This is a genomic window from Thermosyntropha tengcongensis (genome assembly GCF_055381335.1).
In genome coordinates, this window is sequence record NZ_AP042437.1 from 1,496,133 (window position 1) to 1,517,151 (window position 21,019).

Below are 21,019 nucleotides of genomic sequence, written 5' to 3' on the forward strand. Positions count from 1 at the left end.
ACTAATCCTCTACCTTGTAAGCAATCGCTTTCTTTAAAAACTCAATTTCCGTGTTATCATTAACCCTTACTATAAAAGTTTCATCTTTTACCCTGGCAATCTCTCCTTTTATCCCGCCTATCGTTACTACCTTATCCCCCTTCCTTAAACTGGCCAGAAGTTCGCTGTGCTTTTTCTCCTGCTTTTTGCGCGGCCAGATAATAAAAAGATAAAAAATAGCAATAAATGCTCCAAAATAGATAATTAAGGTTAAAATTTCATTGGTACCCATTCTCTCTAATCCTCCTTATTTTTTCAAAACTCATTTATAATTCGATAAAAAATTTAAAATCCCTTTTATTAAAACTTATACTGCCGGAAGAAATTATCGTAAAATTCTCCAAACCTTTCCTCCGCTATGGCCTTTCTCATATTTTCCATCAGTTTTACCAGGAAATAAATATTGTGATAAGAAAGCAGCCTGTGTGCCAGCATCTCTTCTGCTTTTATCAAATGCCTTATATAAGCCCGGCTGTAATTTTTACACACATAACAGTCGCATTCCGGGTCAATGGGATTAAAATCTTCCGCAAAGCCAGCATTGCGCACAGTAATTTTGCCTTGATGGGTAAAGACCGTACCATGCCTTGCCAGCCGGGTAGGAAGAACACAGTCAAACATGTCTATCCCTCTTTTTACTCCCTCTACCAGATCTTCCGGAGCCCCCACCCCCATCAAATAGCGAGGCTTGTCTTCAGGCAGCAGCGTATGGGTAAGTTCCAGTATGCGATACATCTCAGGCTTTGGTTCCCCTACGCTTAAACCTCCTACCGCATAACCGGGAAAATCAAGGGAAACAATATCCTCGGCACTCTTTTTGCGGAGATCGTCAAAAATACTCCCCTGCACAATGCCAAACAAAGCCTGGTCCTCGCGTTTGTGAGATTCTTTGCAGATTTTAGCCCACAGGCTGGTGCGCCGCAAAGCCTCTTTTGCATATTCATAAGTACAGGGATAAGGGGCACATTCATCAAAACACATAGCAATATCAGCACCTAATTTTTGTTCAATATCCATAACCTTCTCTGGAGTTAAAAAATGCCGCGAGCCATCTATGTGTGAGCTGAAGTAAACCCCTTCATCAGTTATCTTGCGCAGCTTGCTCAAGCTGAAAACCTGAAAACCGCCGCTGTCAGTAAGTATTCCCCTTTTCCAGTTCATAAACTTGTGCAGGCCTCCTGCCTTCTCTATCAAGGCTTCTCCCGGCCTTAGATAAAGATGGTAGGTATTCGATAATATAATGTCAGCCCCAATTTCATAAAGGTCTTCCGGAGTAAGGGTTTTTACCGTAGCCTGGGTGCCTACCGGCATGAATATAGGAGTCACACATTTCCAGTGTGCAGTCTCCAGTTCCCCCAGACGGGCAAAAGAAGCAGCATCTTTTTTTACAACCTTAAACTTAAGCATAAACTCCTCCAGTACTCTCTATTTTATAAACATGGCATCTCCATAGCTGAAAAAGCGGTATCTGTGAGCCACCGCATGGTTATAGGCGGCCATAGTATTTTCATAGCCGGCAAAAGCAGCCACCAGCATAATAAGGGATGAACCAGGCAGATGAAAATTGGTAATAAGTTTGTCTATTGCCTTAAACTGATAGCCTGGATATATATACTTTTCCGTTTCTCCGCTTTCTTCCCGAAATCCATAATCATCATTATATACTGTTTCCAGAGTTCTTACCACTGTAGTCCCTACTGCAACAATGCTTCGGCCTGCCTTTCTGGTACTGTTCAACAGGTCAGCCGTTTCTTTATCAATGCAATACCATTCGCGGTGCATTTTATGTTTCCTTATGTCTTCACAGGCTACCGGGCGAAAAGTCCCCAGGCCTACATGCAGAACAATACTGGCAATATTTACCCCTTTAGCTTTCAAATCATCCAGAAGTCTTTCGGTAAAATGAAGGCCGGCAGTAGGCGCAGCCGCTGAACCTGCTTCCCGGGCATAAACCGTCTGGTAGCGGCTTTTGTCTCTCTCTTCCGCCTTTCTTTTTATATACGGCGGAAGGGGCATTTCCCCCATTTTGTCAATAAATTCATAGTCATCCGGGCAGTTATTAAACCTTATAAGCCGGCCTCCTTCTGTTTCGGTTATCTCAACTATTTCAGCGGTAACCGGTATGTCCTCACCAAAAAAAACTATATGACCCGGTTTAAGCCGCTTAGCCGGCCTTACCAGGCATTCCCAGAATTCTCCCTGCTTCTTAAGCAGCAGTATTTCCACTTTGGCCCCACTTTCTTTGTATCCATGAAGGCGGGCAGGAATTACTTTTGTCTGGTTTATAACTAAAGTATCCCCGCTCTCCAGATATTCTATTATGTCACGAAAAATCCTATCTTCCACAGCTCCTGTCCTTCTATCAAGTACAAGAAGGCGGGAAGAATCCCTTGGTTCTGCCGGGAATTTAGCTATCAGTTCTTCCGGCAGATGATATTCATAGCTTTTTAAGTTATAAATATCCTTCTTTTCCTGCATACTTCATCTCCTGAATATAAGATTTGCAATCAGGGTTAAAAAAAGGCTGAGCAGCAAAAAAGTAGTTATCGGAAAATAAAAAGTGAAATTTTCTTTTTTTATATAAATGTCCCCCGGCAGCCTGAATAGAGAAATATTGCTGCCCAGTTTGGACAACAACAGGAATACCAGTCCGACAAAAAGCAGAAGCAAACCTAAGCCGATAAAAATTCTGGCCATGCTTTCCATAAGATTCACCATCTCCCCCTCCTCTTCTAATCATCTGATTTATAAACACCTTTCAACACATCCCGGGGAGCATATCTTTCCACTTCACTGTAAATGCATCCGCAGTACTGCTGGCGATAAATCCCCATTTCCCTGGATCTTTCCACCCCTTTAGAAAACCCTTCCCGGAAATCATAGTAAAGGAAAGGTATTCCATATCTCTCTCCGACTGCTTTTCCTACCTCACTAATAAGCTCATGTTTCTGGTATTTGCTGACCAGAAGGGTAGTCGTAAAATAATCAAACTTGCCTTTTTTAGCTATATGAGCAGCCTGATTCAGCCGCATCTCATAGCACATCAAACAGCGCCTGGCCTCACGGTAGGAAGCATTTCGCAAAAAATCGGCAAAGTCATATTTTTCATCATAAATAACTTTTAAACCAGCTATTTGGGCAAACTTCTCCAGCGCTTCCTTCCGCTTTATATACTCAGTATACGGATGAATATTGGGGTTGTAAAAATACCCCATAACATTATGTCCCTGTTCCCGCAGCACATCCAGAGGGTAAATAGCACAGGGGCCACAGCATATATGCAGCAATACTTTAGCCATTATTACCACCAGCTTTAAAATTAATCCATCACTCAAACAGACTGCCGCTTTCACCATTCCTGGCATCATAACCCAGATGCCGGTAAGCACGTTCAGTAGCAATTCTACCGCGCGGCGTTTTTTGAATCAAGCCTAATTTGAGCAAATAAGGTTCATAAACATCCGTTATGGTATCTGCTTCTTCGGAAACAGCGGCAGCCAGTGTCTCAAGCCCCACTGGCCCCCCGTTAAACTTTACAATTATAGTCTCCAGTATCATGCGATCCAAAACATCAAGTCCCCATTCGTCTATCTCCATCATATCCAAAGCCAGACGGGCAATTTTACAGTCAATTACGCCATCTCCCTTAACCATGGCATAATCACGAACCCTTCGCAAAAGCCGGTTGGCGATACGGGGGGTTCCCCGCGCCCTTTTAGCAATCTCCCGGGCACCGTCTTCTTCAATCTTTATATTCAATATCCCGGCCGCTCGCTTGATTATGGAAACCAGATCTTCTATATCGTAAAAATCAAGCCGGCATTGAATGCCAAAACGATCCCGCAGGGGAGAAGTTAAAAGGCCTGGGCGCGTAGTAGCTCCAATAAGGGTAAAAGGGGGCAAGTCAAGCCTTAAAGTTCTGGCGGCCGGCCCTTTGCCGATAACGATATCCAGAGCAAAATCCTCCATAGCCGGATACAGAATCTCTTCCACACTGCGGTTTAAGCGGTGTATTTCATCGATAAAAAGTATCTCTCCCGGTTCCAGATTGGTAAGTATAGCTGCCAGATCTCCCGGCCTCTCAATAGCCGGGCCGGAGGTTTTTCTTATAGGTTTTCCCGTTTCACAGGCAATTATAGTAGCCAGGGTAGTTTTTCCCAATCCAGGCGGACCGCTTAAGAGAACATGATCCAGACATTCTTTCCGCTCGCGGGCAGCAGAAATAAATACACTTATATTTTCCTTTACCCTTTCCTGTCCTATATAATCCTTTAAAGTTAACGGCCTTATGGATAAGTCAGTCCCTTCATCCTCTGCTAACAAATGAGGTGATATAATCCTTTCATCTGCCAAAATAGCACCTCCTTTTTCTGTTTAAAACCCTTTCTTTTCCCGTCCCAGCATGCGCAAAACAATTTTAAGGTTTTCTTCAATACTGCCCTGCAGCCTATTTTCACGATTCAGTTCCGCCAGGATAGGATAAAACTCATTTCTTTTATAGCCCAGTGCTTCCAGAACTTCTATAAGTTCCCCGGTTTTTTCCCCTTTTTCTCCGGCAGGAGAAGTCATTCTAGCCTGCAGCAATTTTTCTTTAAGTTCAAATATCAGCCTCTGGGCTGTTTTCTTTCCTATGCCTGGGAGGCTGGTCAAAAACTTCTCGTCTCCATTGATTACTGCCTGGTAAAAGACAGCAGGTTCGGTTGCCCCCAGGATACTCAAGGCACTTTTAGCCCCCATTCCGGAAACCATAATAAGCTTTTTAAAAAGCTCCTGTTCTTCCTTATATAAAAACCCATACAGCCTGAATTCATTTTCCATAACCTGCATACAGGTATATATAAAGATTTCTTCACCTATAGCAGGCATTTCCAAAAAACTTCGCTTATGTACATAAACAGTGTAGCCTACTCCTCCTACATCGATAACTATGTTTTCTTCCTCACATGCAAAAAGCCTTCCCCTTAAAAATGTAATCATCATAAAACCCCTCTTGCTATAAATATTTATCCCGCAGGTTGTGGGCATGGCAAATAGCCACCGCCAGAGCATCAGCAGCATCATCCGGTTTAGGAACATGGTCAAGCTGTAAAATATACTTAACCATAGTCTGTACCTGTTTTTTGTCAGCACTTCCATAACCCGCCACGGCCTGTTTAACCTGCAGGGGAGTATATTCTGCCGTTTTAATGCCCGATGCTGCCAGTGTACAAAGAGCTACTCCCCTGGCCTGGGCAACAGTAATAACTGTTTTGGCATTACGGTGGTAAAAAATCTCTTCTACGGCCGCAGCAGCCGGTTTAAATTTATCAATAATATCATTTAAACCGGTATGAATTTTAAAAAGCCGCATAGACATCTCCATATCTGGTGAGGTTGTAATAACTCCATACTCAACCAGGAGTTCTTTGCCCTTTTTTACTTCAATCAGCCCATATCCGGTTGTTGCCGTACCCGGATCTATACCTAAAATTAACATAATCCTTCTCCCCTAAAAATCCTTTTGTCATTTACTTCCTGCAGCCGTTTCCAGGTATATAAATCATTTTTAATAATACCTTAAAAATACTTACAATTCTAATGCCTTCCTGGCACATAAAAAAAAGATAAGGCTTTCTTGCTGCCTTATCCTTACGCAAACTTTTGTTCGCTTTTAAATTTATATATATTCATCAAAATTTTCCAGAGCATCCTGTAAAGCCCCTTCATCCCTGAACTCGTAATCCCCTCTCCTTATCTTGTCCTGTTCTTCAGCAGGAAGATTCCCCATCTTTATATTGGTAACTTTCTCTAAAACTTCTTCTTCTTTTGGCCCCTTAAATATAGCCACATAGCCCTTATATTCCTTTAATCTCCTCTTTTCATATTCAGCAGGGCAGTACTCATCAACTGTATGCCTTATAACCAGACTTTCCCCGTCTTTTTTAATCTCATATCCTTCCCGGGAACTGTAGATACTGCTTATATCATCTATAGTTTTACCATTTAAGCTATCCCGCTCAGGGAATTCAGATATAATAACATGACCGCATCTGGTATAGACTTCTTCATATATTACCTGGGTATCCTCACTGATTAGATTGCTTTTTTCCTTTACCTCAATTACCGGCTTTTTCGCTTTATCAACATCCGGAAAATCTGACCAAAAGCTGGCCAAAAAATAACCAATCCCGAAAAAGAAACCTAAAATAGCCAGGAAAAAAACTCCCTGCCATCCTTTATACACATCGATCACCTCATATAAAATTTTTGCCAAAAAAATACTATATATACTCCTTTTCCTGACTATTTTGCCCTTTTACAGTCAAAATTCGGTATCTATATGGTTTTTAATATAAATTTTGGATAAAATTGTACTTGCATAAAAATCCTAAATATGATTTAAAATAAGTATGAAGGTCAAACGAAGGTCAAATTTGTTTAAAATTTCTGAAAATTGCAGACAATTCGGCCTGATGTATTACAGGAGGTGAATAAAATGGCTAAAAGAGTACTCCCCGATATTCTCAACAATATCGTGCTGGACTACACTTTCTTTGATCCCAACTATGCATGGAGAGATGTAGAAGAAACCTTTTGGGTAGAAGAACCTGGTTTATCCAAAAATGAAAAACCAGAAAATCAATCTTACTGGAAAGATATTTTTCAATTTATGGAAGCAGCATTATGCAATGGCATCATATGGGAAGTAGAACCTCAGGAAATACCCGAAAAAAATGAAAAAGAACCTGTATATTACCAGGCTGCACTGCAAAGCCTTAATAACGAGATGGAAAAAATGGAAGAAGTGCTGACCATGTTTGATAACTGGGCAGGAACTCCAGTAGATATCCTGTCACCCTATGGAGATATCAGCTGGGGAGAAAATATTTTCGCAGAAGAGGAAGACGACTTAACCTTTGAAATACCGGTAAAAGTTTATCGCAAAGATTCTGACTATGTAATAAAAGCCAACATGCCCTGGATAAAAATAGGGGAATTCAACGATATGCCCCTTGATCCCAAACTAAATCTAAAAAGCGTTCTGGCTGCCTTACCTTTGAGGATAAACTCCAAACAGGCTAAAATAAGCTTTGTAAATGGTGAATTAAAGGTAGAAGTACCGGAAGCAGCAGAAAAATAAAAAAAATTAAGAAGGTGGCTTAAGGTTTCCTTCCTCAAGCCACCTTTTATTTTCATGATAACTTTTCCATAAGCTCATCAGGGATAGAAACATTGGTATAAACATTCTGGACATCATCATGATCTTCCAGTTTTTCAATAAGCTTAAGCACCTTGGCAGCAGTTTCCTCATCAGTTATTTCTACCGTGTTTTCCGGCAGCATCACTACATCAGCCATCTCCAAAGGAATATTTTCTTTTTCCAGAGCTTCTTTAACCTCCATAAAGTTTTCGGGAGCTGTTATAATTTCGTATACTTCTCCTTCATCTTTTATATCATCAGCCCCTAAATCCATAACATAAAGCATAAACTCTTCTTCATCCATTTTGAGATTTTCTTTTTTTATACTTATGAGGCCGGATCGCTTAAACATCCAGGCTACACAGCCGCTTTCCCCCATATTCCCTCCATTTTTGGAGAAAATATGCCTTACTTCAGAAGCAGTCCGATTGCGGTTATCAGTAGCTATTTCCATCAATATAGCTACACCGGCTGGACCATATCCTTCATATATTATTTCTTCCAAAGCTTCACTTTCGATTTCTCCCGTACCCTTCTTTATTGCCCTCTGTATATTTTCATTAGGCATATTAACTGCTTTTGCCTTCTGGATAGCCAGCTTTAGCTTGGAATTAGCATCCGGATCTGCACTGCCGCCGGTGCGAACGGCAATCATTATCTCCCTGGCAATTTTGGTAAATTCTTTGCCTTTTCTCTCATCAGAACGAGCTTTTTTATGTTTTATATTCGCCCATTTTGAATGTCCTGCCATCCAACTTCCTCCTTGCACAATCTTAACTAAATAAATATTACCATATTCCGGGAATCATGCGCTTAGTTCTTTTCATATAATCCAGATACTCATCGCCAAAATGCTTAACAAGCAGAGCTTCCTCAACCTTTATGCGATAAACAAGTGCAGGCAGATTAAGGAATAAAATAAGCAAAAGAGCCCCCCAGGAATTAAAAACCAGGGGAATAGAGATTATACTCAAAAAGGTTCCCAGATACAAGGGATGCCTTATCTTTTTATAGGCACCTCCGGTTATCAGCTTATGATCCTCATAAATAGCTACCCGCGGATTAAAATATTTGCCTATAGAATTAAAGCCCCACCAGCGCACAAAACAGGAAACTATAAACAGAGCAAAGCCAATATAAATTATAACCGGTTCTAAAGCCTTAATTCTAGTGTAATTTAAATCCACAAAATCTATAGCCGCGTAAAAAAGAGCCAGCAGGAAAGAAAGCTGCACATACAGATAAGACCTGCGGTCATCATCTTCCATCACATAAGTGTCAGGGTCTTTATAAATTAAAGACTCTGCCACCACCGTCCACAAAAGATACAGGCCAAAAAAAGCCGCAATAACTTTAAAATCAAAAAGAGGAAGTTCCTTATAAGCCATAAAGGCTATATAAACAAAAACAGCCACTGCAATTATTATCCTTATAAAAACATTGCGCTTTCTGGTATTCACAGTTACTGTCCTCCCATAATCAGTTCCTATAAAATTATAATCTATATTCAGGAGGAATATAAGCTATAGGGGGCATTTTTCGCTTATGCTCACTTCTCCTGTGCATATCTTCAATCCTCTTTATTACTTCCGGAGCCCCCTGCCCGCTTTTCAGGTAATTATCCAGTTCTGCGTAGGTTATGCCCATTTCCCCTTCATCGGTTTGCCCTTCCCATAAGCCGGCTGAAGGCGGCTTATTGATGATTTCCTGCGGTATGCCCAGATAATGAGCAAGTTCATAAACCTCTTCCTTTAATAAATCGCCCAGAATCTGCAGGTCTACAGCGCTATCCCCGTATTTGGTCGCATACCCTATATTTATCTCGCTTTTGTTGCTCGTGCCCACCACCAGGTAGTCCCTGGCCTGCGCTGAATAATAAAGAGTAATCATGCGCAGCCTTGGTTTTATATTAGCCCTCAAAAGCCTTCCCTTTTCGCCCTCTATTTTCAAATAAGATTCAAACTTGGTAACCAGAAGCCTGTAAATATCCGTCAGCTCCACTATGCGGTAGTCAATATCAAAGGTTTCCGCCAGAAGCTGGGCATGCATTCTGTCTTCCATGCTGCTTTCACAGGGCATGATAAGCCCTATGCAATTTTCTCCAAAAGCTTTTTTGGCAATTACTGCCGCTACAGCTGAATCAATACCGCCGCTTATTCCAAAGACTACTCCCCTGGCTCCCGCTTTTTCCACTTCTTTCCTCAGCCACGATACCAGATAATCGGTAACTGCCTGTACATTCACTTTCCAAATTCCCCCTTTTTATCCAAACAAAACCGTAGACATATATTTTTCCACCCCATCAGGGGCTATAGCCAGTATTTTTCTATATCTCATCCTTTCCGCCATTTTAATAGCTGCAAAAACAACTGCTCCCGATGAGATGCCAACTGCTATACCTTCTCTGCTCGCCAGCTGCCTGCAGGTATTTACAGCCTCCTCATCTTTAACGGTAAAAATGTAGTCTATCAAATCCATATTCAATATAGGCGGGATAAATCCTGCCCCAATTCCCTGTATCTCATGCGCACCAGCCGGACATCCGCTTAAAACTGCAGAATTTTTCGGCTCCACCGCTATTATATCAATATCAGGTATTTCCTTTTTCAAAACTTCAGCTACCCCGGTTATGGTACCTCCACTTCCCACGCCGATAACTACAGCATCAAGCTCTTTTCCCATCTGCTCAAGTATCTCCCGGGCTGTATAAAGAGCATGGCTTTCCGCATTATAAGGATTGGAAAACTGCTGTACATGATAGTATTTATGAGGCTCAGCTTCTGCAATACTTTTGGCCTTTTCCACCGCTCCCACCATTCCCTGAATAGGCGGTGTACAAATAACCTCAGCTCCGTAAAACTCAAGGAGCCTCCTTCTCTCTTCACTCATGTTGGCCGGCATCACGATAACCAGTCTGTACCCTTTTACCGCAGCAGCCATAGCCAGACCTATCCCGGTATTGCCGGTAGTTGCCTCAATAATAGTCATGCCTTTTTTAAGCTTACCTTCTTCTTCCGCTTTTTCCAGCATATAAAAGGCTGCCCTGTCCTTCAGGCTTCCAGCTGGATTAAAAGCTTCCAGCTTCACATAAACTTCAGCCGGCATTCCTTCTGTCAGGCGGTTAAGCCTTACGACCGGTGTTTCCCCTACCAGTTCCAGCATGTTGTTAGCTATTTTCATCTTTCCGCCCCCTATAAAAATCATTTATATCGACATCAGCCGCCAAAAAGCTATTTTCATAAAAATAGCTTCCCTTTGCCCCTTACAGAATAGGATAACAGTTATAAATACATTTTTTATATATAAAATTTTTATAGGGGTAATAAATGTAATATATATAAATCTAATTTATGGCTTTATATCCTCCTACATTCAACAGCCTTTGCGCGAGAAGCACTGCCGAACGCGCATCTTCTGAATAGCCGTCTGCCCCTATACTGTCCGCATATTCCTGGGTAAGCACCGCTCCCCCCACCATAACCCGGCAGGAAAGCCTGCGCTTCTTTATTTCTTCAATAACCTCTTTCATGCGCGGCATGGTAGTAGTCATAAGCGCACTCAATCCCACTATATCTGCCTTTTCGCGTTCCGCAGCATCTACAATATCTTTAGCCTTAACATCTTTCCCCAAATCTATAACCTTGAAACCATAATTCTCCAGCATTACCCCGACGATATTTTTTCCTATGTCATGGATATCCCCTTCGACTGTAGCCAGAACTACTACCCCTTTACTTACATCGCTTTCCTCGGCCAAAAGCGGCCTTAGATAGGAAAACGCCGTTTTCATGGCATCAGCAGATCGCATAAGCTGGGGCAGGAAATATTCTTTTCTGTCATAAAGCTCCCCTGCTTTTTCTATGCCCGGTATAAGCGCATTATTAATAATACTCAGGGGCTCAATCTTATCCCGTTTCAAAACTTCTTCAATCAAGGCAACAATGCCTTCCACATTGCCTTCCAGCACCGCATTTTGAATTTTGGCAAGGCCTGTGTCAGCAACCTCGTTTTTTGGGGAAGCATTTTCTTTGCCTGCTGCGCTTTTGTCTTCTCCCTTTTCCATTTTGGCCAGCAGTTCAGGTATATTGCAATCCCGGCACAAAGGATGCCTGATCCCTTCTTTTTCTGCCGCGCCCTGCCCCCTGGCGTCTTTATAAAACTGGATAAAATCACTGCAGTTCGGGTCACGGTTTAAAAGCACCGCTGCTGCCCTTACCACATCCATCATCCGGCTGTCAAAAGGATTCATAATGGGAAGATCCAGCCCCGCTGCCAGGGCCATAGCCAGAAAAGTAGAATTTAAAACCTCCCGGCTGGGAAGCCCGTGGGATACATTGCTTACCCCCAGAACCGTTCCCGCCCCCAGTTCTTTCTTGATAAGGGTCAGTCCCTTTATCGTTTCCATAACTTCAGCCTGTTCGGCACTTGCCGTTTTTACCAGGGAATCCAGGTATATATCCTCATCCCTTAACCCATATTTTTTGGCTTCTCTATAAATCTTGCGCCCGATTTCGATTCGCTCTTCTGCAGTAGGAGGAATGCCATTTTCATCCAGACAAAGCCCCAGAACGGCTGCTCCATATTTTTTAGCCAGAGGAAGGATTTTGGCCAAAGCTTTTTCTTCCCCGGTAGTGGAATTTATAAGAGCCCTTCCCACAAAATTCTTCAAGCCTTCCTCTACAGCTTCCGGATTGGTCGAATCGATAGAAATAGGCACATCCACCGCTGCCTGTATAGAGAGAACTGCTTTTTTCATGGCTTCCTTCTCATCTATCCCCGGAACCCCCATATTCACATCCAGCATGGGAGCACCGCTGGCCACCTGTTTTTTGGCTTCTTCCACCACCATAACCATATGCCCCTCTTTTATATCCTGAGCCAGCTTCTTGCGGGCGGTGGGATTAATTCTCTCCCCAATAAAAGCCAGGGGATAAGGAGGGCCTATTATGACATGACGGCTGCGGGAAGCAAACGCAAATATTTTCTTCTTCTCCCTGGGTAAAGGTGAAAGCCCTTTTACTGCCTCTGCTATAGCTCTTATATGCTCGGGGGTGGTACCGCAGCAGCCCCCTATTATATTGGCACCAGCATCCCGCAAAAGCAAAGCATATTCTGCCATTTCTTCAGGAGTATCAGGAAAAACAGTTTTTTCATCAACCAGCAAAGGCAAACCGGCATTAGGTTCAACTGATAAAAATACACTGGCATACCTGTTCATTTCTTCAATGACAGGCAGAAGCTGCAGAGCCCCTCCCGAACAATTAGCCCCAATAGCCAAAGGCTGCAGTGCTTCCAGTATGATAAGAGCCGTTACTGGATCAGTTCCCATCATAGTGCGGCCGTCTTTTTCAAAAGTCATATGTGCCAGGACAGGAAGCCTGGTATTATGCCTGGCCGCGATCAGGGCTGCTCTCATTTCGCCAATATCAGTCATGGTTTCAATTGACAATAGATCAGCACCTGCCCTTTCACAGGCTATTACCTGCTCCTTAAAAGCCTCGTACAAATCATCAAAAGAAACATCGCCTACTGGCTTCAAAAGCTTCCCGGTTGGGCCAATGGAAGCAGCCACCAGGGCTTTGCCTTTTGCCTTCTCTTTGGCTATCCTTACCGCTTCACTGTTTATCTCATAAACCTTGTCTTCCAGTCCATATTCCATAAGCTTGAAACGGTTAGCCCCAAAAGTATTGGTCTGGATAATATCAGCACCTGCTTCTATATATTTATAATGTATTTCCCCTAAAACCTCCGGATTATTGACTCCAAACCATTCCGGGCACTCTCCAGGCTTTAAGCCATTAGCCTGCAGCATAGTTCCCATAGCCCCATCCAGGATTAAAATCTTCTCTTTAAGCAAGACTTCCAAACTTTCCACTTCAATTACCCCGCTTTCTTTTTATTTTCCTAAATAAAAAAACCCTCTTACAAAGAGGGCCTTTTTACCCTCTTATCTCCCAGGTTAAAACCTGCAGGATTTGGCACCATACCTTATACAGGCGGTTGCCGGGTTTCATCGGGCCCGTCCCTCCACCTCTCTTGATAAGAGTGTTTAAAAATCTATTAAATTTTAAAAATCAACTTTCGCGGGCATCATCTTCAGCAGCCGCTTTTTCATCAACTGCCTCTAACACGAAATCTTCCTGTTCGGAAGGCTTATCTTCCGCCCTCCCTTCAGGCTTTATGTTAATACTGGAAGCTGAACTAGGTTTGTCATCCAGTCTTATAACATCTTCTATCTCCCTTTTTACCCCGCTGGTAGCCTTTTGAAATTGATTTACCGCTTTCCCAAGAGATCTGGCGACTTCCGGAAGTTTTCCCGGCCCCACTACAATCAAGGCAATAAGCAGTATCAAAACCAGTTCCCAAGGCCCTATATTACCTATAAATCCCAGCATATAAACCTCCTGAACATCAAGCATAAAAATTATCTCTTGTTCATTTTACTTGCAATTTAATATTTTCGCAAATATTTTATAAAACCTTAAATCCATAAAAAAACAGGCTGCCAGTACAGCCCATTTTCTCAAAGTATTCTCTATCTCAATTCCGTAGGCACAAACGCATCAATTATACCAATTACAAAAGCGGCAATAAGGCTGCCCAGAAGAGATACTGACAAAAAGCCGGGAATAATAAACTGAGCCAGATATATAACTACTGCTGAAGTAATAAAACCTACCACTCCTCTGGCTTTGAGAGATACCTTATCTCCCATAATCATCTCTACCACATAGCCTAACCCTGCAATAACCAGAGCAGCGATTAAAGCTCCCACAAATCCATTTACACTTATTCCCGGTATCAAAAAGCTTACCAGCATTAAAACCAGTGCTGATACGATAAAGCGTACTACGGCACCAATCATTTTTTTACTCCTTTCTTTTGGCTTTTTCTTTTCTAGATTGCCAAAAAAAAAGGATTATTATACAGGTTTTGATTATTTAAATTTATTTATAATAATCAAAACTGGAGTAGCTTATTATCAGCACCGGTTTCTTACAAACCTCCTGAAAGCTTAATCCTCCCAGGGCAATCAAGGCATCGCATCCTTCTTCGCCGCATATAATCATCCCATAATTAGGCCTTTTTTTCTCATACCAATCTTTTGCCAGAACAGTTATATCAAAATCAATGCCCCCGTATAGTCCATCTTTCACCATTAAAGCAAATTCTTCTTTTTTATCAAATTCAGGCTGATCATTCCATTTAACCCCATCGTCCCTCCAGGGTTTAATTACCGGATATACACAAATTTTTGCCTTTTGTCCATCCAAAAGGTCGTTGCGAACAATGTGCATTTTTAAACAAGCACTTTGTATTAAACTATAAGGGGGAATAATTTCATTAAGATATTCAATATCAAAATACACCAGACTGCGGTAAATATCGCCTTTTCCCTTAAATCTGCCGACAAACAAAACCTCACTGTTTATAAAGTTTCTTTCTCTATAATATTCAGAAATATAAAGCCCTTTAGTCAAAGGAACAATAACTGTATTCATTCTCTATTCCCTCTCCACCTTCTTTCTATTCACCGGTATCCAAATTTTTTTCATACCAATCCAGGGTAAACCGCAAACCTTCATAAAGACCGTATTCAGGTTCATATCCCAGCAAAACCCTGGCTTTGCTTATATCAGCCACTCTATACAGAGTCTGATCCCACTTTCTCCTTTCTTCATACTTTATTTCCAAATCTTTGCCTTTTAAATCCCTTAGTATATCTGCAACCTCCCTGATGGTGGTTCCCCTGCCGGTCCCTATATTAAAAACCTGATTAATTCCTTTTTCAGAAAAAGCAGCCAGAACAGTTCCTTTTACTGCATCCTCCATATAAGTAAAATCCCTGACTTCTTCCCCATTACCGGTAATAAACAAGGGTTTACCTCTTACCGCTGCTGACATAAATTTGGCAATAACACCCCGGTACATGCTGTCAGGTTCTTTCGGCCCATATACGTTAAAGTACCGGATTATTGTAAACGGCAGCCCATAATTTTCCCCGTAAAAAACAGTGTAATATTCACCTGCCAGCTTTGATATGCCATATGGTGTATGCGGCTTTAAGGGAGCATCTTCTTTTAAAGGATTAAATGAAGGAAGATAAACGCAGGAAGTAGAGGAGTACACAAAACGCTGGATACCGGTTTTTACCGCCAATTTAAGCTGTATAAGAGTGCCTTCCGCGTTAACCCTTAAATCATAAACCGGTTCTTTTATGGAAAGCTCATTTGCATAATGAGCAGCCAGATGAAAAAGCACAAAAGGCTTGTATTTGTCGTAAATCCGCTCCAAAGTTTCATCCCTTACATCCTTCTGATAAAAATACACCTTGCCAAAACGCGGAAGATTTTCTATTCTTCCTGCTGAAAGGTTATCAACAACTATCACTTCATAATCCTGCCTGACCAGATACTCAGTCAAATGCGAGCCGATAATCCCTGCCCCCCCAGTAACCACAACTGTTTTTTTGCCCATAGTTTAACCTTTCCTCCCCTTAGGCTTAAAACCACCGCTTCCCTTTTCCGTTCACAGGTCTTTTATAAAAGAAACCAGCCTCTCTTCCATAGCCTTTACGCGATGTATATAGGTATGCCGCTCTAAAATCTCTTCCCTTGCTTTATGAGCTATTTTTTTCCTTTCCTCATCATGCCTTAAATAATAATCAACCAGACTTACAGTTTCTTCAGGCGATGTCGACCAGACCACATGTTCAAAGTTGCGGAAAAAATTGGCATAGGCAGGAGTAAAAGGGGTAAGATGGAAGGCACCTGAGCCCATTATTTCGTAAGTCCGGCAGCTGGTTTGGGTTAAGGAGGTATTAACAGACTGCAAACCCAGTACAATCCTGGCAGAAGAATAAAGATAGGGAGTTTCGCGATAATCTATATAGCCGCCATACATGTGAGACGGAATAGTATAATCAGATTCAGGGTTAGTCCAATCTCCCCCCCATACCTTAAGGTTATAGTTGCCGTCTACCAGAGGCTTTAATATAATATCTATCGCTTCGCGCCTGAATCTTTTACCTTTGCCAAACCAGTAATAATTACTGGCAGCCAGAACCAAATCATAGCTGTATTCTTTTTTGGGAGGTACAGGTTTAAAAATATCCGGATTACAGGCAAAAGTAAGGGTAGAAGAAGGTATCCCCCTTTCCCTGTACCAGGTATTGCATTCTTCAGCCAGAGTAAAAACATAGTCACAGTGCGGGGCAAAAATAAGGGAAACTTCCTCAAAAAAAAGCGGATCTTCCGTAGCCCAGTAAAAATGAGGCAGCTCATGTTCCTTTACTGTGTCTAGAAAAACCCTAATATCAAATAGATTTATGGACCAGCCAGGTGTAAAAATAAAGTGGGGTTTAAATTCGTTTAGCCAGTATGCCAAAATGTCCTTTTGCTCATGAAGGGCATATTTAGAAAGGGGTAAAATACAGACAGTATACCCCATCTTTTCCATAGCGGCAAAAAGCCCAAAATTAAGGTAGTACAGGAGGTGGTTGACACACAATACCCTTATTTTCCCTTCCTTCTCCCGCCTCTGATAATGCCTGTAAAGCCTTAAAAAATTTTCTTTCTTTTTTAGATTCAATCTTTAAGCACACTCCAAAAAATGTCTCTATATAAGCCTTTTAAATATAAATATGTAGACTTTGCTGCTAATGTGCCTGCATAAACAAATTATTTATATTTCTTAAACTGGCATTCACGGCAAAAACTCAGAAAAACAAAAAAGCAGGAAAAATCCCCTGCCTTTTTAGCTACCATTTTTTTAAAGTCTGTTATCTTCTAATTAAGCCCTTTCTTTAACTCTTCTATCCTCTCTACAGAAAGCCCAGTGAGTTCAGCTATAGTTTCTATGTCCAATCCCTTTTTTAGAGCATTTATTGCTGTCTGCTTCAAGGTTTCTTCACGACCTTTCTCTATGCCTTTCTCCATCCCTTCCCTTATACCTTCCATTTTTCCCTCCTGCTTCAGCTGCTCAGCTATCGTCATTATCTCACCCCTCCTCTCCGGGATCAGCTCTTCCACATAGTCAAACAGCACTTCTTTTTCCAGCTTCTCCGCTATTTTTATTATCGTTTTTATTATATACAAGAGCAGGCTTTTAAACCATGTATAAATCCTGGCTGCTTTTTAGTCTACCTTTAAAAAGCAGGTATTAATAAATTTCTATCAGTTTCTGGCTTAATTTATCCCCACCAGTTTTGCTAATATCGTACAAATCTCAGCCCTTGTCGCCCAACGATTACCTTGGAAGGTTCTATCAGGGAAACCAGCAATTATGCCTTTATCCGTTGCCCAAGCAATTGAAGATTTAGCCCAGAACGGTATAGTATCTCTATCTTTAAACATAAGTTCAGCTTTTCCTTTTAAATCTGCCTTCAAAGCCCTAGCTATAACAACAGCTACCTCAGACCTTGTAATATTATCCTCAGGTCTCAAAGTCCCGTCCGCATAACCACTAATCAGTCCTGATTTCACAGCACTGGCTAATGCTTTTCGACTCCACATTGCTATTTCTCTTTCATCTTTAAATCTCTTAAGTACTGCCTCATCAAACATATTCCTAAATTCTTCATGATTATTAAAACAATAAGTCAACAAGTTGCTTATTACATCTTCTTTATCATGTATACCAAGCACTTCTAATAGATTATCGTTATTCATCTTCTAACCTCCATTTTTTTATTTGATTTCATAAAAATGTACATCACTTTTTCTTCCTCAAATACTTCCTTCTTCCCTTCCTTCTAACCGGCATTATTTCCGGCAAGCTGATACCCAGCATCTTAAAAAATCTAATCAATTCTTCCAGGCTATCAGATTCCACGAAATCATCAGGCAGGCAGCAATCTTCCAGAGAACTATATATCTCTTCTGTTTCTTCATCCATTTTCTTTACCCTGGCAATCATTTCCACGGCCTTTTTCCTGAACAGCTCATAATCTATTTCTCCTTCCGCCGGCCCCAGGTTGTAGTGGGAAGATACAGAGGTAGCCCCCCAGAAGTAACCCGCAGGTGATTTTTCCAGGTTTATCATCAATACCGGCTCTCTTTTGCCTCTGGGATAGCAAACCAGCCGGTAGGGATAATTTATAAAGTTATAAATGTCTTTTTTAGCCCGGAAAAAAACACCTGTCAATTCGTCATCAATCTGGATTTCCTCCACCACCTCGCTTGTCATCAAGTAATCCCCGATAAATTCAGGTGATAATAAATTAATATCATCGTCCATCCTGAAATCCCCCATTTAAAATTCTGGATTAATCAGCCAGTTTTTTTATTAATACCCGTTTTTATTTAAAACGTTCATAAAACTAAAAAACAGCCAATCCTCATCATTTTTTTTATTCATACTAGCAAAGCAGTGCGACACATTTTTGTCATAAAAATAAAATCAAAACATTTTTTACAGGCCAGGATTTTCATGCTATTTCTAATTGCCATTTTTTTAATATTATAGCACAATTTTCTGGTAATTTTTTCTTCAGCATGGCTTATTAAACTAAATTTGGATTTTTTTGATATTTGTTAAGTATAAGCAAAAAACTGCCAATTTTTAAGTTTACAGAAATTAATAAATCTGGTTAACTTATGCTTAGAAAATAGCTTAACCTGTGCGGGGTGAAGGATTATGCTGGCAGTTGTCAATTCCCTGGTAATAACCGGCATAGAGGCTAAAGAAGTAAAGGTGGAGGTAGATATACAAAGCGGCCTGCCTGCTTTTGAAATAGTGGGGCTGGCTTCCACTGCCATCAAGGAAGCCCGGGAAAGGGTAAGAAGCGCCCTAAAAAACAGCGGTTTTAAATTTCCCGGGCGCAGGATAATCGTAAATCTGGCCCCTGCTGACCTCAAAAAAGAGGGCAGCCATTTTGACCTTCCCATCGCCCTGGGCATCTTAAAGGCATCGGAACAAATCGACGGCGATATCCCGCTCAATCACTACTGGGCAGGGGAACTCGCTTTAGACGGCAGCCTGCGGCGGGTTCCCGGCATAATGGCTATGGCTCTGGAACTGGCTCAGTCAGAAGAAAAAATTATTTTTATAGTCCCTGAAGAAAACAGGAAAGAAGCCGGGCTGGTATCGGAAATCGAATCATTTTACGCAGCAAATTTAGGGCAGGCAGTGTCCTATGTAGAGAAAAAAGAGCCGCTTCCCCCCGTAGCTCCTACCCGCATAAACCAGCATAAAAAAGAGAAATATGATTTTTCCGAAGTCAAGGGACAGGAAATGGCCAAAAGAGCTATGCTCATCGCTGCTGCCGGCATGCACAATGTTTTGCTCATAGGCCCTCCTGGTGGGGGAAAAACTATGCTTGCTCGCCGTCTTCCCGGCATCCTTCCCGAGATGAGCCGGGAAGAAATACTGGAAACTACCCGCATATATTCAGTAGCTAACCTTCTAACCCCTAAAAATCCGGTAATAATCGAACGTCCTTTCCGAGCCCCCCACAAAAATGCATCCAGCTCCAGCATAATCGGAGGCGGAAGGATTCCTAAACCTGGAGAAATAAGCCTGGCACAAAATGGGGTACTTTTTTTAGATGAACTGCCGGAATTTGCGCGCGATGTGCTGGAAGCCCTCCGCCAGCCCCTGGAAGATCGCATTGTTACAGTAGCCCGCGCCCAGGCTACACATACATTTCCAGCTGATTTCATGCTTATATGTTCCATGAATCCCTGCCCCTGCGGCAACTACGGTTCGGAAGCAGAATGCCGCTGCAGCCCTGTGCAGATTCAAAAATACTTAAGCCGCATAAGCGGCCCTCTTTTAGACCGCCTGGATCTGCATGTAGAAGTGCCAAGAGTAAAATACGAACATCTGAAGGAACAAAAAGAAGGGGAAAATTCAGCTGTTCTGCGGGAAAAAGTCAAAGCTGCCCGGCAAATACAGCATAAACGCTTCGCTTTGGAAAATATAAAGCTTAATTCCCAGATGGGGCCAGCAGAAGTTAAAAAATACTGCCAGTTAGATGAAGAATCTGAAAACCTTTTCAGGACAGCTTTTACGAAACTGAATCTTAATGCCAGGGCTTATGACCGCATTCTCAAAGTGGCCCGCACCATAGCAGATTTGGAAGAATCATGCCACATCAAAACCCATCACCTGGCAGAAGCTATTCAGTACCGCAGCCTGGACCGCAAATACTGGGGCAGCTGATTATAAAAACCTTCTTAATTTACATGAATAATTTTAAAAAGGGACATCGGATATGCTATAATTATAAAAATTTTGGAAACAGGAAAAATTAAGCTAAAAAAGGAGGAGTTTAACATTGAAATCCCTGGAGAACCTTAAAGCTTCTTTTGCCGGTGAATCACAGGCCAACCGCAAATATACAGCTTTTGCTGAAAAAGCCGAAAAAGAAGGCTACAGCAAAATAGCCCGCCTGTTCAAAGCAGTGGCCGAAGCAGAAACTATCCACGCCTTAAGACAGCTTCAGGTGCTTAATGGGGTTAAAAGCACCAGAGAAAACCTGCAGACAGCTTTAGAAGGGGAAACTCATGAATTTACCGTAATGTACCCGGAATTTATCGAAGAGGCGGAAAAAGAAGGGGCCAAAGAGGCTAAAACGGCTTTCCATCTGGCCAATGAAGCCGAAAAAGAACATGCTAAACTTTTTGAAAAGGCCCTCAAGGCTCTGGAAGAAGGTTCTGATTTTCCTGCTGAAGGATTTGCCTTATGCCCGGTTTGCGGCTATGTAGCCGAAAATGAGGCACCTGAAAAATGCCCTATCTGCAGCACTCCAGGTACAAAATTCCGTTCATTCTAGAAATTGAAAAGGCAGAGCCGATC

Annotated in this window: 25 protein-coding genes and 1 riboswitch; of the genes, 3 read left to right on the plus strand and 22 right to left on the minus strand. The window is 41.9% G+C overall.

Annotated elements, in window-relative coordinates; genetic code table 11:
- Position 1 precedes the first annotated feature (1 nt).
- The 9 genes from yajC to ACZ42E_RS07175 form a co-directional block, all read right to left on the minus strand.
- Positions 2-271, minus strand: a complete 270-nt coding sequence (gene yajC / locus ACZ42E_RS07135) for a preprotein translocase subunit YajC (protein WP_464891659.1) — start codon at positions 269-271, stop codon at positions 2-4.
- A gap of 68 nt (positions 272-339) precedes the next feature.
- A complete protein-coding gene (tgt, locus tag ACZ42E_RS07140) occupies positions 340-1,446 on the minus strand; it encodes a tRNA guanosine(34) transglycosylase Tgt (RefSeq protein ID WP_464891660.1) in 1,107 nt (368 codons plus the stop codon).
- Between the two features lie 18 nt (positions 1,447-1,464).
- On the minus strand, positions 1,465-2,517 hold the full coding sequence (gene queA / locus ACZ42E_RS07145) for a tRNA preQ1(34) S-adenosylmethionine ribosyltransferase-isomerase QueA (protein ID WP_464891661.1): 1,053 nt from the start codon (positions 2,515-2,517) through the stop codon (positions 1,465-1,467).
- A 3-nt stretch (positions 2,518-2,520) separates the two neighbouring features.
- Entirely contained in the window at positions 2,521-2,757 is a 237-nt protein-coding gene (locus ACZ42E_RS07150) for a DUF2905 domain-containing protein (protein ID WP_464891662.1), read from the minus strand.
- 14 nt (positions 2,758-2,771) lie between these two features.
- A complete protein-coding gene (locus tag ACZ42E_RS07155; RefSeq protein ID WP_464893504.1) occupies positions 2,772-3,338 on the minus strand; it encodes an epoxyqueuosine reductase QueH in 567 nt (188 codons plus the stop codon).
- Positions 3,339-3,366: 28 nt separating this feature from the next.
- Positions 3,367-4,392 carry a Holliday junction branch migration DNA helicase RuvB gene (gene ruvB / locus ACZ42E_RS07160; protein WP_464891663.1) on the minus strand — a complete coding sequence of 342 codons (1,026 nt, stop codon included), beginning with the start codon at positions 4,390-4,392 and terminating at the stop codon, positions 3,367-3,369.
- Positions 4,393-4,413: 21 nt separating this feature from the next.
- Positions 4,414-5,019 carry a Holliday junction branch migration protein RuvA gene (ruvA, locus tag ACZ42E_RS07165; RefSeq protein ID WP_464891664.1) on the minus strand — a complete coding sequence of 202 codons (606 nt, stop codon included), beginning with the start codon at positions 5,017-5,019 and terminating at the stop codon, positions 4,414-4,416.
- A gap of 13 nt (positions 5,020-5,032) precedes the next feature.
- Positions 5,033-5,515 carry a crossover junction endodeoxyribonuclease RuvC gene (gene ruvC, locus ACZ42E_RS07170; RefSeq protein ID WP_464891665.1) on the minus strand — a complete coding sequence of 161 codons (483 nt, stop codon included), beginning with the start codon at positions 5,513-5,515 and terminating at the stop codon, positions 5,033-5,035.
- Positions 5,516-5,695: 180 nt separating this feature from the next.
- The gene (locus ACZ42E_RS07175) at positions 5,696-6,262 is read right to left on the minus strand and encodes a hypothetical protein (RefSeq protein WP_464891666.1); all 567 of its coding nucleotides are present in this window, start codon (positions 6,260-6,262) and stop codon (positions 5,696-5,698) included.
- Between the two features lie 252 nt (positions 6,263-6,514).
- Between ACZ42E_RS07175 and ACZ42E_RS07180 the strand changes: the two genes are divergently transcribed.
- A complete protein-coding gene (locus ACZ42E_RS07180) occupies positions 6,515-7,159 on the plus strand; it encodes a hypothetical protein (RefSeq protein ID WP_464891667.1) in 645 nt (214 codons plus the stop codon).
- Positions 7,160-7,211: 52 nt separating this feature from the next.
- Here ACZ42E_RS07180 and ACZ42E_RS07185 read toward each other — a convergent pair whose 3' ends face one another.
- The 13 genes from ACZ42E_RS07185 to ACZ42E_RS07245 all read right to left on the minus strand — a co-directional run bounded on the left by ACZ42E_RS07185 (position 7,212) and on the right by ACZ42E_RS07245 (position 18,457).
- Positions 7,212-7,970, minus strand: a complete 759-nt coding sequence (locus ACZ42E_RS07185; RefSeq protein WP_464891668.1) for a YebC/PmpR family DNA-binding transcriptional regulator — start codon at positions 7,968-7,970, stop codon at positions 7,212-7,214.
- 37 nt (positions 7,971-8,007) lie between these two features.
- Positions 8,008-8,679, minus strand: a complete 672-nt coding sequence (locus ACZ42E_RS07190; protein WP_464891669.1) for a methyltransferase family protein — start codon at positions 8,677-8,679, stop codon at positions 8,008-8,010.
- A 34-nt stretch (positions 8,680-8,713) separates the two neighbouring features.
- Complete coding sequence (locus tag ACZ42E_RS07195; RefSeq protein WP_464891670.1) at positions 8,714-9,463, minus strand: NAD+ synthase; 750 nt, start codon at positions 9,461-9,463, stop codon at positions 8,714-8,716.
- Positions 9,464-9,481: 18 nt separating this feature from the next.
- Positions 9,482-10,399 (minus strand): cysteine synthase A, encoded by a 918-nt coding sequence (gene cysK, locus ACZ42E_RS07200; protein ID WP_464891671.1) that lies wholly within the window; start codon positions 10,397-10,399, stop codon positions 9,482-9,484.
- A gap of 163 nt (positions 10,400-10,562) precedes the next feature.
- Positions 10,563-13,094: a homocysteine S-methyltransferase family protein gene (locus ACZ42E_RS07205; RefSeq protein ID WP_464891672.1), complete on the minus strand. Its 2,532-nt coding sequence runs from the start codon at positions 13,092-13,094 to the stop codon at positions 10,563-10,565.
- 69 nt (positions 13,095-13,163) lie between these two features.
- Positions 13,164-13,265, minus strand: a riboswitch (SAM riboswitch).
- Positions 13,266-13,293: 28 nt separating this feature from the next.
- On the minus strand, positions 13,294-13,638 hold the full coding sequence (locus ACZ42E_RS07210) for a Sec-independent protein translocase subunit TatA/TatB (protein WP_464891673.1): 345 nt from the start codon (positions 13,636-13,638) through the stop codon (positions 13,294-13,296).
- Positions 13,639-13,754: 116 nt separating this feature from the next.
- Positions 13,755-14,084: a phage holin family protein gene (locus ACZ42E_RS07215; protein ID WP_464891674.1), complete on the minus strand. Its 330-nt coding sequence runs from the start codon at positions 14,082-14,084 to the stop codon at positions 13,755-13,757.
- Between the two features lie 82 nt (positions 14,085-14,166).
- Positions 14,167-14,721 carry a DNRLRE domain-containing protein gene (locus tag ACZ42E_RS07220; RefSeq protein ID WP_464891675.1) on the minus strand — a complete coding sequence of 185 codons (555 nt, stop codon included), beginning with the start codon at positions 14,719-14,721 and terminating at the stop codon, positions 14,167-14,169.
- 25 nt (positions 14,722-14,746) lie between these two features.
- A complete protein-coding gene (locus ACZ42E_RS07225; protein WP_464891676.1) occupies positions 14,747-15,697 on the minus strand; it encodes an NAD-dependent epimerase/dehydratase family protein in 951 nt (316 codons plus the stop codon).
- A 51-nt stretch (positions 15,698-15,748) separates the two neighbouring features.
- A complete protein-coding gene (locus ACZ42E_RS07230) occupies positions 15,749-16,810 on the minus strand; it encodes a CgeB family protein (protein ID WP_464891677.1) in 1,062 nt (353 codons plus the stop codon).
- A gap of 197 nt (positions 16,811-17,007) precedes the next feature.
- A complete protein-coding gene (locus ACZ42E_RS07235) occupies positions 17,008-17,316 on the minus strand; it encodes a hypothetical protein (RefSeq protein WP_464891678.1) in 309 nt (102 codons plus the stop codon).
- A gap of 90 nt (positions 17,317-17,406) precedes the next feature.
- Complete coding sequence (locus tag ACZ42E_RS07240; RefSeq protein ID WP_464891679.1) at positions 17,407-17,889, minus strand: S-layer homology domain-containing protein; 483 nt, start codon at positions 17,887-17,889, stop codon at positions 17,407-17,409.
- Between the two features lie 43 nt (positions 17,890-17,932).
- Positions 17,933-18,457 carry a hypothetical protein gene (locus ACZ42E_RS07245; RefSeq protein ID WP_464891680.1) on the minus strand — a complete coding sequence of 175 codons (525 nt, stop codon included), beginning with the start codon at positions 18,455-18,457 and terminating at the stop codon, positions 17,933-17,935.
- Between the two features lie 399 nt (positions 18,458-18,856).
- Here ACZ42E_RS07245 and ACZ42E_RS07250 point away from each other — a divergent pair, with 399 nt between their 5' ends.
- Both ACZ42E_RS07250 and ACZ42E_RS07255 read left to right on the plus strand, forming a co-directional pair.
- Positions 18,857-20,383, plus strand: a complete 1,527-nt coding sequence (locus ACZ42E_RS07250; protein ID WP_464891681.1) for a YifB family Mg chelatase-like AAA ATPase — start codon at positions 18,857-18,859, stop codon at positions 20,381-20,383.
- 115 nt (positions 20,384-20,498) lie between these two features.
- A complete protein-coding gene (locus tag ACZ42E_RS07255; RefSeq protein ID WP_464891682.1) occupies positions 20,499-20,996 on the plus strand; it encodes a rubrerythrin family protein in 498 nt (165 codons plus the stop codon).
- Positions 20,997-21,019: the final 23 nt, after the last annotated feature.

What these genes read in the sequence shown, in the direction of transcription:
- yajC (WP_464891659.1), bottom strand. Translation starts at nt 271, where the DNA reads ATGGGTACCAATGAAATTTTAACCTTAATTATCTATTTTGGAGCATTT.
- ACZ42E_RS07245 (WP_464891680.1), bottom strand. Translation starts at nt 18,457, where the DNA reads ATGGACGATGATATTAATTTATTATCACCTGAATTTATCGGGGATTAC.
- tgt (WP_464891660.1), bottom strand. Translation starts at nt 1,446, where the DNA reads ATGCTTAAGTTTAAGGTTGTAAAAAAAGATGCTGCTTCTTTTGCCCGT.
- ACZ42E_RS07250 (WP_464891681.1), top strand. Translation starts at nt 18,857, where the DNA reads ATGCTGGCAGTTGTCAATTCCCTGGTAATAACCGGCATAGAGGCTAAA.
- ACZ42E_RS07220 (WP_464891675.1), bottom strand. Translation starts at nt 14,721, where the DNA reads ATGAATACAGTTATTGTTCCTTTGACTAAAGGGCTTTATATTTCTGAA.
- ACZ42E_RS07185 (WP_464891668.1), bottom strand. Translation starts at nt 7,970, where the DNA reads ATGGCAGGACATTCAAAATGGGCGAATATAAAACATAAAAAAGCTCGT.
- ACZ42E_RS07240 (WP_464891679.1), bottom strand. Translation starts at nt 17,889, where the DNA reads ATGAATAACGATAATCTATTAGAAGTGCTTGGTATACATGATAAAGAA.
- ruvA (WP_464891664.1), bottom strand. Translation starts at nt 5,019, where the DNA reads ATGATGATTACATTTTTAAGGGGAAGGCTTTTTGCATGTGAGGAAGAA.
- ruvC (WP_464891665.1), bottom strand. Translation starts at nt 5,515, where the DNA reads ATGTTAATTTTAGGTATAGATCCGGGTACGGCAACAACCGGATATGGG.
- ACZ42E_RS07180 (WP_464891667.1), top strand. Translation starts at nt 6,515, where the DNA reads ATGGCTAAAAGAGTACTCCCCGATATTCTCAACAATATCGTGCTGGAC.
- ACZ42E_RS07215 (WP_464891674.1), bottom strand. Translation starts at nt 14,084, where the DNA reads ATGATTGGTGCCGTAGTACGCTTTATCGTATCAGCACTGGTTTTAATG.
- ACZ42E_RS07225 (WP_464891676.1), bottom strand. Translation starts at nt 15,697, where the DNA reads ATGGGCAAAAAAACAGTTGTGGTTACTGGGGGGGCAGGGATTATCGGC.
- queA (WP_464891661.1), bottom strand. Translation starts at nt 2,517, where the DNA reads ATGCAGGAAAAGAAGGATATTTATAACTTAAAAAGCTATGAATATCAT.
- ACZ42E_RS07150 (WP_464891662.1), bottom strand. Translation starts at nt 2,757, where the DNA reads ATGGTGAATCTTATGGAAAGCATGGCCAGAATTTTTATCGGCTTAGGT.
- cysK (WP_464891671.1), bottom strand. Translation starts at nt 10,399, where the DNA reads ATGAAAATAGCTAACAACATGCTGGAACTGGTAGGGGAAACACCGGTC.
- ACZ42E_RS07155 (WP_464893504.1), bottom strand. Translation starts at nt 3,338, where the DNA reads ATGGCTAAAGTATTGCTGCATATATGCTGTGGCCCCTGTGCTATTTAC.
- ACZ42E_RS07210 (WP_464891673.1), bottom strand. Translation starts at nt 13,638, where the DNA reads ATGCTTGATGTTCAGGAGGTTTATATGCTGGGATTTATAGGTAATATA.